Origin of the sequence: Vibrio sp. Vb1166 (genome assembly GCF_033338695.1) — a bacterium.
Lineage (GTDB): Bacteria > Pseudomonadota > Gammaproteobacteria > Enterobacterales > Vibrionaceae > Vibrio > Vibrio alginolyticus.
Genome location: NZ_JAWOTE010000002.1, coordinates 142,040 through 156,472, shown reverse-complemented (window position 1 = coordinate 156,472; position 14,433 = coordinate 142,040). Strand labels below are relative to the sequence as shown.

General features: G+C 44.4%; 14 protein-coding genes. 7 read left to right on the top strand and 7 right to left on the bottom strand.

The annotated features are described in order from the left end of the window. Positions 1-43 precede the first annotated feature (43 nt). Positions 44-505 carry a methyltransferase family protein gene (locus R7E51_RS03155; protein WP_206957332.1) on the top strand — a complete coding sequence of 154 codons (462 nt, stop codon included), beginning with the start codon at positions 44-46 and terminating at the stop codon, positions 503-505. A gap of 111 nt (positions 506-616) precedes the next feature. Here the strand turns inward: R7E51_RS03155 and R7E51_RS03150 are convergent, their stop codons facing one another. The 6 genes from R7E51_RS03150 to hutC all read right to left on the bottom strand — a co-directional run bounded on the left by R7E51_RS03150 (position 617) and on the right by hutC (position 8,095). Continuing rightward, complete coding sequence (locus R7E51_RS03150) at positions 617-1,342, bottom strand: DUF3581 domain-containing protein (protein ID WP_017821813.1); 726 nt, start codon at positions 1,340-1,342, stop codon at positions 617-619. Between the two features lie 335 nt (positions 1,343-1,677). After that, complete coding sequence (gene hutH, locus R7E51_RS03145) at positions 1,678-3,213, bottom strand: histidine ammonia-lyase (RefSeq protein WP_017634855.1); 1,536 nt, start codon at positions 3,211-3,213, stop codon at positions 1,678-1,680. A gap of 11 nt (positions 3,214-3,224) precedes the next feature. After that, positions 3,225-4,922, bottom strand: coding sequence for a urocanate hydratase (hutU, locus tag R7E51_RS03140; protein WP_025998636.1), 1,698 nt, complete (start codon positions 4,920-4,922; stop codon positions 3,225-3,227). A 73-nt stretch (positions 4,923-4,995) separates the two neighbouring features. Further along, a complete protein-coding gene (hutG, locus tag R7E51_RS03135) occupies positions 4,996-6,006 on the bottom strand; it encodes a formimidoylglutamase (RefSeq protein ID WP_206957330.1) in 1,011 nt (336 codons plus the stop codon). Between the two features lies 1 nt (position 6,007). Continuing rightward, on the bottom strand, positions 6,008-7,258 hold the full coding sequence (gene hutI, locus R7E51_RS03130; RefSeq protein ID WP_054577915.1) for an imidazolonepropionase: 1,251 nt from the start codon (positions 7,256-7,258) through the stop codon (positions 6,008-6,010). Positions 7,259-7,387: 129 nt separating this feature from the next. After that, a complete protein-coding gene (gene hutC / locus R7E51_RS03125; RefSeq protein ID WP_017634851.1) occupies positions 7,388-8,095 on the bottom strand; it encodes a histidine utilization repressor in 708 nt (235 codons plus the stop codon). Between the two features lie 248 nt (positions 8,096-8,343). Between hutC and R7E51_RS03120 the strand changes: the two genes are divergently transcribed. Further along, positions 8,344-9,087 carry a sporulation protein gene (locus R7E51_RS03120; RefSeq protein ID WP_206957328.1) on the top strand — a complete coding sequence of 248 codons (744 nt, stop codon included), beginning with the start codon at positions 8,344-8,346 and terminating at the stop codon, positions 9,085-9,087. 6 nt (positions 9,088-9,093) lie between these two features. On the opposite strand, the gene R7E51_RS03115 is transcribed toward R7E51_RS03120, so the two are convergent. After that, positions 9,094-10,071, bottom strand: a complete 978-nt coding sequence (locus R7E51_RS03115; RefSeq protein ID WP_054576442.1) for a DUF3187 family protein — start codon at positions 10,069-10,071, stop codon at positions 9,094-9,096. Between the two features lie 403 nt (positions 10,072-10,474). On the opposite strand from R7E51_RS03115, the gene thrS reads away from it, so the two are divergent. The 5 genes from thrS to R7E51_RS03090 all read left to right on the top strand — a co-directional run bounded on the left by thrS (position 10,475) and on the right by R7E51_RS03090 (position 14,175). Continuing rightward, positions 10,475-12,403, top strand: coding sequence for a threonine--tRNA ligase (gene thrS, locus R7E51_RS03110; RefSeq protein WP_005395892.1), 1,929 nt, complete (start codon positions 10,475-10,477; stop codon positions 12,401-12,403). Positions 12,404-12,406: 3 nt separating this feature from the next. After that, positions 12,407-12,958, top strand: coding sequence for a translation initiation factor IF-3 (gene infC / locus R7E51_RS03105; protein ID WP_080276913.1), 552 nt, complete (start codon positions 12,407-12,409; stop codon positions 12,956-12,958). Between the two features lie 121 nt (positions 12,959-13,079). After that, positions 13,080-13,274: a 50S ribosomal protein L35 gene (gene rpmI, locus R7E51_RS03100; protein WP_005377932.1), complete on the top strand. Its 195-nt coding sequence runs from the start codon at positions 13,080-13,082 to the stop codon at positions 13,272-13,274. Positions 13,275-13,314: 40 nt separating this feature from the next. Continuing rightward, a complete protein-coding gene (gene rplT, locus R7E51_RS03095; protein ID WP_004727974.1) occupies positions 13,315-13,668 on the top strand; it encodes a 50S ribosomal protein L20 in 354 nt (117 codons plus the stop codon). A 189-nt stretch (positions 13,669-13,857) separates the two neighbouring features. Next, positions 13,858-14,175, top strand: coding sequence for a heavy metal-binding domain-containing protein (locus R7E51_RS03090; protein ID WP_005377919.1), 318 nt, complete (start codon positions 13,858-13,860; stop codon positions 14,173-14,175). Positions 14,176-14,433: the final 258 nt, after the last annotated feature.

Below are 14,433 nucleotides of genomic sequence, written 5' to 3'. Positions count from 1 at the left end.
CTTTTTAGAAACCGTATTTAGACCCTTTCAAAGGATATGAATCTTGAAAAAACTTGAACTCAAAGTCCCACCTGTTGTGGTGTTTTTGCTAGTCATACTTTTGATGTACGGACTTAAAGTTTTGACGCCGAGCATGAACATTCGAGTACCCTTTGTTGAATTTGTAGTAGGTGTATTAACTTTGTTGTCTGGCTACATGGGCATTGCTGGCGTGTATGAATTTCGCAAAGTAAAAACCACAGTAAACCCAGTAAAACCTGAAGCGGCATCTTCTGTTGTAAGAACTGGTGTGTTTGCCTTTTCACGCAACCCTATGTACACGGCATTATTGCTTCTAATCATAGCAACTGGTTTGTGGTGGCAGCACTTGAGTGTGGTGCTTTGTGGCGTGATATTTGTCAGTTATATGAATCGGTTTCAAATCAAGCCTGAGGAACGCGTTTTAGAGCGATTGTTTGGTGAAGAGTATGTGGATTATAAAAATCATGTTCGTCGCTGGTTCTAAGCATTGCATTTAGTTTTGTTTGGATGAGACATAAAAAGAAAAGCCCAACGGTAGACGTTGGGCTTTCTTTTAGTAAACACGTTTTTTGTGCGCTTCTGATAGGGCAGTCGACTAGGCTGCCTTAACGAACTTTGCTAGGAATGCATCCTTACGTTCATTAAAGCGGCGTACAAGGTCGTCAACCGCTTCTTGGTCATATGGCTTCAAGCCACTTGCAACCATGCGCTTAATACCTTTACCAACGACTTCACCGTCTTCTTTGAACGCAAAGTTTAAGGTGACTACACCTCGTTTTCCTTCTACGTCGAATGTTGCGCCAGTGAAATCCACCTCTGGATGCGTAAGGTCTAAGCGTGAAAATTCGACTTCCATGCTTTCATAAATAACTAATGGACGCTGGCAGTTAATCATCATTTGCTTCTCTTCCATAAGAGGAACCATGATGTGAGGGAAGTTCATACCAGAAAATTGCACGTAATTTGTCACGACATGCTCAATAAATGCCGGATCGTGGTTAGTTTCACCTTCACGGGACATGTGTAAGTATTCTTTACCTGCCTCGTCAACAACAGCGCTTTCTTTGTCACACTTATTTTCAATATGAAGTGCTACACCATCGTTTACCATGCCAGAGAAGTTAAAACGCATCTTTTGGCTAACGCCTTCTTTACTAAGAAGCACAGCGAAAAGTAAATCTCCAGGGACACAAAAGCGTTTGTTGTCTTCATCATGAATTGGGTTGTAGTCACCTGCGACACGTTTTGCAAAGTGGCTTGCTTGTTCGCGAGTGAACTGAAACTGGTGATTAGTGTTTGAAAAATAAGGTGTTAGAAACATAATTTTTACGTAGTAACCAAAACTGTGTGGGATTATATGCGAATATCTGCGTAGCAATGGTCCATCCAGTGAAAACTTCACCGTATCCTAACAATAAGACACTATTTCGGCGGATAAACCGTTAAAAACGCATACTTTAGCAACGCTTTTATTTGTGAAAACAATAAACAACGACCTTTTCGCTCGCCTATCTTTTAAAGTATAGCCATCAAAGTAGACAGGCGTTCATAAATAGTGCCATCAACATGTTTAATCGTATGTAAAAAGGCTCCACGCTGAACGTAGAGCCTTCAAGTCATTATCTGTTTATTCGATGAAATGCCAGTTATGCTTGGTTATTGAACACTTGGTAACAAGCTCTCTGGCATGAGCGTGTTGTGGATAGCCAGCTTAAGCAGAGTATTTGCCTGTTCAATGTCTGGAGCAAAGTAGCGATCTTTATCGTAGAACGATACTTTTTCACGCAACATTTGTTTCGCAATCTCAATACGCTCAGAGGACTTGTTTGGTGCTCTAAAGTCTAGGCCTTGTGCTGCTGAGAGGTATTCTACCGCCAGAATACCGCGAGTGTTTTCGCCCATTTCTTTCAATCTGCGAGCCGCGAATGTTGCCATTGACACGTGATCTTCTTGGTTTGCAGATGTTGGCAAGCTGTCTACTGACGCTGGGTGAGCGAGCGTTTTGTTTTCACTTGCTAACGCAGCAGAGGTCACCTGAGCGATCATGAAACCAGAGTTCACACCACCATTGTCGACTAAGAACGGTGGCAGTTTTGATAGCGCGCTATCGATAAGTAATGCCATACGACGTTCAGACAAGCTGCCGATCTCGGCAATCGCAAGTGCTAGGTTGTCGGCTGCCATTGCAACAGGCTCCGCGTGGAAGTTACCGCCAGAGATGATGTCACCATCTTCAGCAAACACCAATGGATTATCTGATACGGAATTCGCTTCTACTTGTAATACTTCGGCCGCATTGCGGATTTGCTGTAAACACGCACCCATCACTTGAGGCTGACAGCGCAAAGAATACGGGTCTTGTACTTTTTCACAGTTAGTGTGCGAATCACCTATTTCACTCGATGTGTCTAACAAATGACGGTATGCGAGTGCTGCGTCCATTTGGCTGCGATGACCACGTACACGGTGAATGCGCGGATCGAATGGACGTCGGCTGCCGAGAGCGGCTTCAACAGACATTGCACCACAAACGGTTGCTGACGCGAAAAGGTCTTCCGCGATAAACAGGCCTTCCAATGCGAACGCTGTGGATGCCTGAGTCCCATTTAGTAGCGCTAAGCCTTCTTTTGGCGCCAGAGTGATAGGCTCTAGACCTGCGATTTTTAATGCTTCTTGCCCGGAAATGATATTACCGTTGTGGCGAGCTTGCCCTTCTCCCAGTAATACTGTGCTCATATGGGCTAGAGGAGCTAAGTCACCTGATGCGCCAACAGAGCCCTTTTTAGGTACACAAGGGTAAACTTGTGCGTTGACTAGGTCGGTCAGCATATTAATGACTTTTAGGCGAATCCCAGAAAAGCCACGAGACAGACTATTGATTTTTAATACCATCATCAGACGAACCGTTTCATCTGACATAAACTCACCGATACCTGCCGCATGAGAAAGAACGATACTGCGTTGCAGTGTTTCTAAATCTTCTGGTGCTATTCGTGTGTTAGCCAATAGCCCAAAACCAGTGTTAATTCCGTAAACCGTTCTATCTTCCGCGATGACTCGGTCTACGACTTGCGTGCTTTCTTCAATGGCCGGAATGGCTTCAGGATCCAAAGTAAGGTTGACTGGTGAACGGCTCACTTGGCGTAGTTCGTTTAAGCTAATATGGCCCGGCTTTAGCGTTAAATTTAACATCTCTTTCATCCTTACTTGAGCTTCTTCAGTTCTTCGTTGAGCATTGGCAAATCTAGCCCTTGCTCTGCTGCACATTGTTTAGCGATATCGTATCCCGCATCAGCATGACGCATCACGCCTGTTGCTGGGTCGTTATGCAGCACGCGGGCAATACGTTGTGAGGCATCTTCACTGCCGTCACAGCAGATAACCATACCTGAGTGTTGCGAGAAACCCATACCTACGCCACCACCGTGGTGTAGTGAAACCCAAGTTGCGCCGCCCGCCGTGTTGAGTAGCGCGTTTAATAATGGCCAGTCTGATACGGCGTCAGAACCGTCCATCATACCTTCGGTTTCACGGTTCGGGCTTGCTACAGAGCCAGAGTCTAAGTGATCTCGACCAATGACAACGGGCGCTTTAAGTTCGCCATTTTTCACCATTTCGTTGAATGCTTGACCAAGACGCTCACGATCTTTAAGACCAACCCAGCAAATACGCGCAGGTAAACCTTGGAACTGGATGCGTTCGCGAGCCATATCTAGCCAGTTATGTAAGTGCGGATTATCTGGAATTAGCTCTTTTACTTTTTGGTCGGTTTTATAAATGTCCTCAGGATCGCCAGAGAGAGCAGCCCAACGGAAAGGACCGATACCTTCACAGAATAGAGGACGAATGTAGGCTGGAACGAAGCCAGGAAAATCGAATGCGTTTTCTACGCCTTCTTCCAAGGCCATCTGGCGGATGTTGTTACCGTAGTCGAGTGTTGCGGCGCCGCGATTTTGCAGCTCTAACATCGCTTGAACTTGCACAGCCATGGATTTTTTCGCTGCTTTTACGACCATTGCTTCATCTTGCAAACGCATTTCTGCTGCGTGAGACATGCTCCAGCCTTGTGGTAAATAGCCATTGAGCGGGTCGTGTGCAGACGTTTGGTCTGTTACGACATCAGGCGTGATATTACGTTCTACCAGCTCAGAGAAAACGTCTGCTGCATTACCTAGTAGACCAACCGATACTGGTGTGTCTGACTCTTTAATGATAGCTAGCGCTTCATCTAAAGAAGTCGCTTTCTTATCGACATAGCCTGTACGTAGGCGGTAATCGATACGTGATTCATCACACTCTACTGCAATCATGGAGAAGCCCGCCATTGTACCAGCGAGAGGTTGAGCACCACCCATGCCACCAAGACCACCCGTTAGAATCCAACGGCCATTTGCGTCACCGTCAAAGTGTTTTTTTGCAACAGATACGAACGTTTCGTATGTGCCTTGTACGATACCTTGCGAGCCAATGTATATCCAGCTGCCAGCGGTCATTTGGCCGTACATCATCAAGCCTTGTTTATCTAGCTCGTTGAAGTGTTCCCAGTTTGCCCAATGCGGAACAAGGTTTGAGTTTGCGATAAGCACGCGTGGGGCATTTTTATGAGTAGGGAAAACACCAACAGGCTTGCCTGATTGAACTAAAAGCGTTTGGTCATCTTCGAGTCTTTCAAGTACTTCAACAATCTTGTCGTAACATTCCCAGTTTCGCGCTGCTCGGCCAATGCCGCCATATACAACCAGTGAATGTGGATGTTCTGCAACATCAGGATCAAGGTTGTTCATCAGCATACGAAGAGGGGCTTCGGTTAGCCAAGATTTTGCGCGCAGTTTATCTCCGTGAGGTGCACGAATTGTTCTGCTTGTATCAAGTCGTGGATCTTGTCCCTGGCGCTGTGTCATTTCAGACTCCTTTAGTTTCTCGTGATGACCAAGTACTTGCTTGGTCGTAACAATCAGTGGCATCTGGGATGCATTATGGTTTGTGCTGTTTTTCCGCCATCGCGTTGGCGATATCCCAACACAAACGGGCAGCTAATCGTGCTGTTTGACTATCGACGTCATAATTTGGGTTGTATTCGGCGATATCAGCCAGCATTAACTTATTTTTGTAATGAAGAATTCGATCTAAAAAGGGTGCAATAGTGTCGTAACTCACTCCCCGAGCTGCTGGTGCGCTGACTCCAGGTGCGGTTGCGGCAGGAAATACATCCAGATCAATGGTCAAATAGAGGTAGTCACAGTCGTCAATAAAATGCTGAAGCTGAGTTAAGTGATAACTGTGGTTTAGGTAGCAGAGCTGATGGTCCTCTACATACCAAACATTTAACGCATCTGCTTTTTCAAATAGCGCTTTAGTGTTGCTACTGCGGCTTACACCAATACAAGCGTAATGAAAGTCCCAATCGTTACGTTGGCAAAAATGATGAATTTGGTTGAATGGGGTGCCAGAGCTTGGTCTTATGTCGGTGAGGTTGCTCTCAAATGCGCGCAAATCGAAATGCGCATCGAAATTAATAATGCCGATTTTAGGCTTCTTCTCTGGATGGTGCGCTTTAAAATATTCCGCTAAGCCGGAAAACGAGGCCCACGCAATCTCATGCCCACCACCCAGCACGATGACTGGCGTATGGGGCAGTGCGCTTGAAATGGTTGCTGCACATAGAGCTTGGCTCTCTTCCAGTAAGTCGTCTTCACACACCACAGTACCTAAGTCATATAGTGGGGCGTCTTGGTGCCATGCTAAATTAGCGAGTGCTCGTCGGATTAAGTCTGGCGCTTTTTTCGCGCCAATGCGTCCTTTGTTTCTCGCAACGCCAGCGTCGGTAGCAAAACCGAGTAATGAGACGCCATGCGCAACGGCACTCAACTCATCTGCTTTTTGGCGTTGAACAACGTGATGAATTCGCTGACCAAGCTTGCCGTCCTCGGCATCATGACGGCCTTGCCAATGAAATAGGGGAGAGTGTAGGTCGAATTGAGACATATTATTGGCCTCCGTGTGAAATGTATTCACCATTTACTATACGACCTACCAGACGTTTTGCTCCGACTTGATAGCTTAAATCCGCAGGGCTTTCGATATCCCAGATAGAGAAGTCCGCATCAAACCCTACTTTGATTTCGCCACGTGAGTTTTGATAACCCAGAGCTTTGGCTGCATGTTGCGTTACACCACGCAGTGCTTCTTGCGGTGTAAGGCGAAATAGTGTGCACGCCATATTCAGCATGAGTGTGAGATCAGAAAATGGTGATGTACCTGGGTTGACGTCCGTAGCAATTGCCATCGGCACGTTATGCTCTCTCAACAACTCAATCGGTGGTAACTGAGTTTCTCTTAGAAAATAAAAAGCGCCAGGCAATAGAGTGGCGACAGTGTTTGATCGAGCAAGTGCTTTAACACCTTGCTCATCTAAAAACTCGATGTGATCCGCTGACAGACCGTTGTATTGCGCAGTGAGGGCTGTACCACCGAGATTAGAAAGCTGCTCAGTATGCCCTTTAACCTTTAAGCCGTGACGTTTTGCAGCTACAAACACTTTTTCTGTTTGTTCAAGATTGAAACCAATCGATTCACAAAAAACATCGACACTCGTAGCTAATTCTTCCTTTGCGACAACAGGGATTATGTCCTGACAAATGTGCTCAATATAATCATCTGCACGACCTTGGAACTCTGGCGGAATGGCGTGAGCGGCGAGAAGTGTAGTGGTGATTTTAACTTTGCGCTCTTGTTCAAGCATTTTGGCTGCACGGAGCATTTTTACTTCATCATTCAGTGTCAATCCGTAGCCTGATTTCACTTCGACAGAAGTGACGCCGCTCGCGAGTAGCCCGTCTAAACGTGGCAACGCTAACTCAACTAATTGCGCTTCGGTTGCTGAACGCGTCGCATGCACCGTTGAAAGTATCCCACCGCCTTGTTTGGAAATTTCTTGATATGGCACGCCGTTTAAGCGCATTTCAAATTCGTTGGCACGATTGCCCGCGTAAATAAGATGAGTGTGGCAGTCGATCAAACCTGGCAGAACTAACTTGCCTTGAAGGTCGATACTCTGAGGGTAATGTTGGGCAGACAGCAGAGACTCGGTTTGCGGTGCGTCTTCACCAATGGCACAAGTACTGATCGCAACGATTTTTCCAGATTGAATACCAATGCGCGCTGGAGGCGTTGGAAGGTATCCGCATTCTCCCGATTGCATGGTAACTAGACGTGCGTTTTCAATCAGCAAATCCATGTTTGTGTCCCTGTGTTTATTTGTATCATTAAATGTATATACAAATAAATAGAGCAAAATAAGAACACTGACAAGATTGATGTTGCTAAAATGTGATCAAAACGTAGATCTAGAGGACAAATCTTGTCCTTAAATGAGCACTTTTGAGCTCAGCTTATATTTGTTACCAGGGTGATAAAGTAGGGCGGTACTGACTAACTTATCTTGGCTCCACGTTCTGCGATTCAAGAGAAGGCAAGGTTCATTGGCTTGCATTTTTAAGTCTTGCTTAATACGGCTTTCAGGCACAATTGCCTCTACAGTATGTTCTATCGCGCTGAGTGGGCAATTATCTGACAGGTATTGATTTGGAGTGATTTGTGTGAAGTCTTGATTTAAATAACTCGGGGCATATTGGCTATTCACCCAGCGGAGCTCCAATTGAATCGGCGTTTGGTCTTCATAGTGAATAATTTCACTGTAAAACACTGTCGTGCCTAACATAACGCCGAGTTTTGTCGCAATGTTGTCATCTGCTTTTATAGCAATCTGTTTGAGCACTTTACTGCCATACTTTCGCCCTCTATCGCTGACTTCTTCGGCAATGTTTCGAATGTCTAGCAGGGGAGATTCTGACTTTTCACCAGGATCACACACGAACGTGCCTAAGCGTGGGCGACGTTGTAATCGGCCCTCATTAACTAAATCCCGAATTGCTTTGTTCACTGTCATTCTACTGACACCAAATTGCTCGGTAAGCTCAATCTCGGTGGCGATGCGATGACCAACTACCCACTCTCCAGCCTCAATTTTATCCAGGATAAATTGTTTAATTTGAATGTAGAGTGGTGCAGACATAATCATTTTCCTTTATTTGACTATACAAATACTGCTTAATTTAGGTACAAATTGCAAACATTTCTCGACGAATGTACCGCTTAGTGACCGAACAATCCTATTGCAGGGCTGAATGACTCTTGCTGTTGAGCATTATTTGGCTTGATGATTGAATTCAAGCATTTTCTTGTGGTCTATTGCTTGCACAGCAGAAAACAATTGTGTAAACAAACGATTATTAGAAGAAAAGTCGCTAAAAAAGGAAAAATATGTTTAAAAAATTGAAAGCATCACTGGGGATCGGCTCTGCAAAAGTAGATACCATTTTGGACGAAATGAGCGTGTTTCAAGGAGCGACGCTGAAAGGGCAGGTTCATATCAAAGGCGGAGACGTCGAACAACAAATTGATGCTATTACGATTAAATTGAACACGGAAATGAAAGTCGAAGTGGGTGATAGCGTAAGTTACCAAACCTTCACTATTGATCAATTGAAAGCAGTTGACCCTTTTGTGATTCAACCTAATGAAGAAAAGCAGGTTCCGTTTGAGCTAAAACTGCATGACGAAACACCAATTACTGCGGTTAGCGCACTTAAGAATCAATGTCATGTTTGGGTCGAGACGACGTTAGATATTGATTTTGCGATTGACCCGCGTGACCGTGACTATATTGAAGTGAAACCACTACCAGTAGCATCTCGGGTTATTCAAGCGATCGAGCAAGCTGGCTTCACTATGGTTAAAGCCGATGTTGAAAAAGGCTTTTTGCGCGGTGGCTCGTTTGCCTCTCGCTCTGGTATTTATCAAGAGCTAGAGTTCCGTAACAGCGGCTTTATCTCATCAAAAGAAATTGAGCTCTCTTTTATTCTGGAAGGGCAGGCCATGCATTGTTTGGCAGAGATTGACCGTTCGCTCAGCTTGGCTGGTGACCAATATCGCTCGTTTACGTTGCCTATCAATGCAACCGATGCTCAAGTCGCTGCCGCAGTTGCACCAACGCTAAATCTATAGCTCTCATCAACTTGATGAAAATATGTACCGATATCCTATTGTGAAAGCGATATCGGTACTGTTATCCATATTTCTTGCGTTCTCTACGGCTAAAAACTCAAGCGCTGAATTTTCCATTAGATATCGATAGCCTAATACCAGTTCATTAGAGGCATCAGCAAACTCTGTGGGCCCTTCTGTTGAGCCTTGATACCAATGATATTCCAACATCAGGTGATGGTTATCTTCTAAGGCATAACGGTACCCACCCGCAATGGCAATCGTATTATGTCGATAGGGCAGATCGAGCAAGGCACGGTCATCCGAGCGAAAAGTCATGCCAATCATCGAATAAAATGCATGAGCATCACTTAAGTAGCTGTAGTTTAATTGGAAGCCTTGCTCGAAACTGCTACCTTGAAAAGTGCCGTGAGCCACATCGTTAAAATACAAACTGCCGCCAATCGATAGGCCGTGATGTTCATTTTGGAACACTTGATACTGTAAGTAAGTAGATAGGTTATTGGCCAGTGTTTGTCCTTCGAAATCATCTTCAAGCACATCATATTGCGGCATTGAAATGTAAAAACGATCTCTGTCTACTTTATCCCGCCCATTTTGTCCGATACCGAAAAGTTTATGGAAGCTTTTCGTCAGTCCATCTAAATGGTTGTCAGCGGCAAAGACCCATCGATAGTTGAGCTCCCACTGCCAACGGTTGCTGACTTGCCATTTGCTGCCTAATTCGATTTGATTGTGGTAATAATCCAGTGCGTATTCATCAGTATGAGCCCAAACACTTGCCACGGTTCCCGAACCATAGGCTTCGACAAACCCAGAGGGCAGACTGTGTCCTGAACGTAGTATGTTGGTGTGGCTAACCACTTGCATTGGGGATTGTGCGTAAGAACGCAGCGGGCCATATAAGTCACTTGATGCGAAGGCTTGCAAAGAACATATCGAGGTGCTTAGAAGCACCATAAAGCGCGATTTGAAATAGACCATGATGAATACCTACATACAAACTACTCTATAAAACAACTATATACCTAAATCGCACGTTGAGCTCTCGCCAAGCGTGTTAAGCTTTGTATCGGTTCACACGTAATAGGCAATATTGTAATTTGTTGTGTAAGTTCATTGAGGGGTAATTCCGTTTACAAGTTATGCGGTCTCTTAAAAAAGCATGATCAGATTGTCGTGACGGGTCTGCGGTTAAGTTCTTATGACAAAACAAAATCGCGCTTTGCATTCTAAATGTGAGCTAGGTACAATCCCATTTTCGATAACGGTCCGGTATTCGTGTTACCGAGAGGCCTTTATTGACTCTCAACTATTTTCAACAAATAGCTTCTAATTTGAATAACATGTGTTGCTTGGTGTGCAACACCACTGTAAAGGACATAGCATGCCTATTATTACTCTTCCTGACGGCAGTCAGCGTCAATTTGACAACCCAGTATCTACTATGGAAGTTGCGCAATCGATCGGTCCCGGTCTTGCCAAAGCAACTATCGCTGGTCGTGTAAACGGTAACCGCGTTGATGCGTGTGACCTAATTGAAGAAGACGCAAGCCTTGAAATCATCACTGTTAAAGATGAAGTAGACGGCCTAGAAATCGTTCGTCACTCTTGTGCTCACCTTCTTGGTCACGCTCTTAAGCAGCTTTACCCTCAAGCTAAAATGGCGATCGGTCCAACCATCGACAATGGCTTCTACTACGATATCGACTTAGACGAATCTCTAACGCAAGAAGATCTTGAAAAGATTGAAAAGCGTATGAAAGAGCTAGCGAAAACCAAGTACGAAGTGGTTAAGAAAAAAGTAAGCTGGCAGGAAGCGCGTGATACGTTTGAATCACGTGGCGAACCATACAAAGTGGAAATCCTAGACGAAAACGTATCGCGTGATGATCGTCCAGGCCTTTACCACCATGAAGAATACATCGACATGTGTCGTGGTCCTCACGTTCCTAACATGAGCTTCTGTCAACACTTCACTTTGCTGAATGTTGCAGGTGCTTACTGGCGTGGTAACAGCGACAACAAAATGCTTCAACGTATCTACGGTACGGCTTTCCACGACAAGAAAGCACTGAAAGCGCACCTAACTCGCCTAGAAGAAGCGGCGAAGCGTGATCACCGTAAGATTGGTAAGCAACTAGACCTATTCCACATGCAGCAAGAAGCACCGGGTATGGTGTTCTGGCATCACAATGGTTGGTCTATCTTCCGTGATCTAGAAGTATTCATCCGCGCTAAGCTAGATGAGTACGGTTACCAAGAAGTGAAAGGTCCACTTATGATGGACCGTGTTCTTTGGGAACGCTCTGGGCACTGGGACAAATACGCTGATGCAATGTTCACAACTTCTTCTGAGAACCGTGAATACGCGATTAAGCCAATGAACTGTCCAGGTCACGTACAGATCTTCAACCAAGGTCTAAAATCGTACCGCGACCTACCGCTACGTATGGCTGAGTTTGGCTCATGTCACCGTAACGAACCATCTGGTGCACTACACGGTATTATGCGTGTACGTGGCTTTACTCAGGATGACGCTCACATTTTCTGTACTGAGAGCCAAATTCAAGAAGAAGTAACAAACTGTATCAAGATGGTGTACGATACGTACCAAACATTTGGTTTCGACAACATCGTAGTGAAACTGTCTACTCGTCCAGAGAAACGTGTAGGTTCAGATGAAATCTGGGATCAATCTGAAGAAGCATTGAAGCAGTCTCTTGAATCGATGGATATCCCATACGAAATTCAAGAAGGCGAGGGTGCGTTCTACGGTCCTAAGATTGAATTCACACTATACGATTGTCTAGACCGTGCGTGGCAGTGTGGTACTGTCCAGCTAGACTTCAACCTACCAGGTCGCTTAGGTGCAACTTATGTAGGTGAAAACAATGAACGTCTTGTACCGGTAATGATTCACCGTGCGATTCTAGGTTCACTAGAGCGCTTCATCGGTATCCTTATCGAAGAATATGCTGGTTTCTTCCCAACTTGGTTGGCGCCAGAACAAGCAGTTCTTATGAACATTACTGATAAACAGTCAGGTTATGTTCAAGAAATAGTACAAAAACTACAAAAAAGTGGAATTAGAGCTAAAGCGGACTTGAGAAATGAGAAGATTGGCTTTAAAATCCGCGAACATACTTTGAAGCGTGTACCGTATATGCTTGTTGTTGGTGACCAAGAAATGGAAGCTGGCGAAATTGCAGTGCGTACTCGTAAAGGTAAAGATCTTGGTAAATTTAAAGTGGATGATTTTATTGCATACATCCAAGACGAGATCTCTAGCCGTAAGCTCAATCTGGAGGAATAAGCTATTAAAGGCGGAAGACGTGGCCAACAGCCGGTAAAACAAAACCCGCACCGTATCAACGGTGAAATTCGTGGTATTCGTGAAGTTCGACTAACAGGCGCTGACGGTGAATCAGTTGGTGTTGTATCGATTCAAGAAGCCATTGCAGCTGCTGAAGAAGCTGGTATGGATCTCGTTGAGATCAGTCCTAACGCCGAGCCACCTGTTTGTCGTGTGATGGACTATGGTAAGTTCCTCTTCGAGAAGAGCAAAACTGCTAAAGAGCAGAAGAAGAAGCAAAAGCAGGTCCAGATCAAGGAAGTAAAATTCCGTCCTGGAACTGATATTGGAGACTATCAGGTAAAACTACGCAACCTGACGCGTTTCCTTGAAGAAGGCAACAAAGTGAAAGTAACAATTCGCTTCCGTGGCCGAGAGATGGCACACCAAGACATCGGTGTTGACGTTCTAAATCGTCTTAAGGAAGATACTGCAGAAATTGCTGTAGTTGAATCTTTCCCTAAGAAGATTGAAGGTCGCCAGATGATCATGGTGCTAGCCCCTAAAAAGAAGTAATTAACGGCTCATCAAGTAATTAAAACCTAGCCGCTTTCCTTTCGATAAAGGCATAACGGCTGGGTTTTGTTCGCCCTAATTACGTTGTTTATTAAACCTACTCAATGCGGAGTTATTCATCATGCCTAAGATGAAAACCAACAAAGGTGCTGCTAAGCGTTTTAAGAAAACTGCTGGTGGTATTAAGTACAAGCACGCTACAAAACGTCACATCCTGACTAAGCGTACTACTAAGAACAAGCGTCAACTACGTCCGAATGCAATCCTTCCAAAATGTGAAGTGGCTGCAGTAATCCGTATGTTGCCATACGCTTAATTCTTTTTAGTTATCAATCGTTTAGTTTAGGAGAAGCATAATGCCTCGCGTAAAACGTGGTGTACAAGCTCGTGCACGTCATAAGAAAGTTCTAAAACAAGCTAAAGGTTACTACGGTGCGCGTTCACGTGTTTACCGCGTAGCTTTCCAAGCAGTTACTAAAGCTGGTCAATACGCTTACCGTGACCGTCGCGCTAAGAAACGTCAATTCCGTCAACTATGGATTGCACGTATCAATGCGGCATCTCGTCAAAATGGTCTATCTTACAGCCGTTTCATCAACGGTCTTAAGAAAGCATCTATCGAGATCGACCGTAAGATCCTTGCGGACATCGCAGTATTCGACAAAGCTGCATTTGCAGTTCTAGTTGAAAAAGCGAAAGCTGCTCTTTAATTAGCAGTTTAGGATTAAGAGAAGGAGAGCATTAGCTCTCCTTTTTTATTGCTAAAATTTATACCCAAATGACTTTTAGCTTGGCTATTTAGAGTATTGTTTATCAGTCTTCTCAATTTATTGGTTAGCATCTTATGTTAGTTATAAGGTAGCTTGGGTATAAATTTTTACGTTTATAAGGGATTAAAAATGATTTACACAACGACCGAAAGCATTCCTGGCAAGCAGATCTCTGAAATCAGAGGGGTTGTAACTGGTAATGTTGTTCAATCAAAGCATATTGGCCGTGACCTCATGGCGGGTATCAAGAGCATTGTTGGCGGCGAAATTCGTGGTTACACGGAAATGATGACCGACGCGCGTGATATTGCTATACAGCGCATGGTGGCGGACGCTGAATCTAAAGGTGCCGATGCAATTGTAGGGATTCGATTTACCACAAGCTCAATCGTAGATGGTTCTTCGGAAATTTTGGCATTTGGTACTGCAGTGAAACTAGCGGACTAGTCTACTTGAATAGCATTGCAAAAATGCTAATAGAGAGCGGTGAATTATTATGCATTTACCGTTCTGTTCCTTTTAGGTTAATTATTCTAGATTTTTGCAGAGCGAATAGATTTATATTCTCAACTTTACGTTACTATTAAAATTAATCACGATAATTTAGAGTGATTGCTTTACTTTTGTTTTGCATATTATTTTATACCTATAATGAAATTGAATTCATATTGAATTTTTCATTTGTTGTGTGAATTCTCCTTTCAG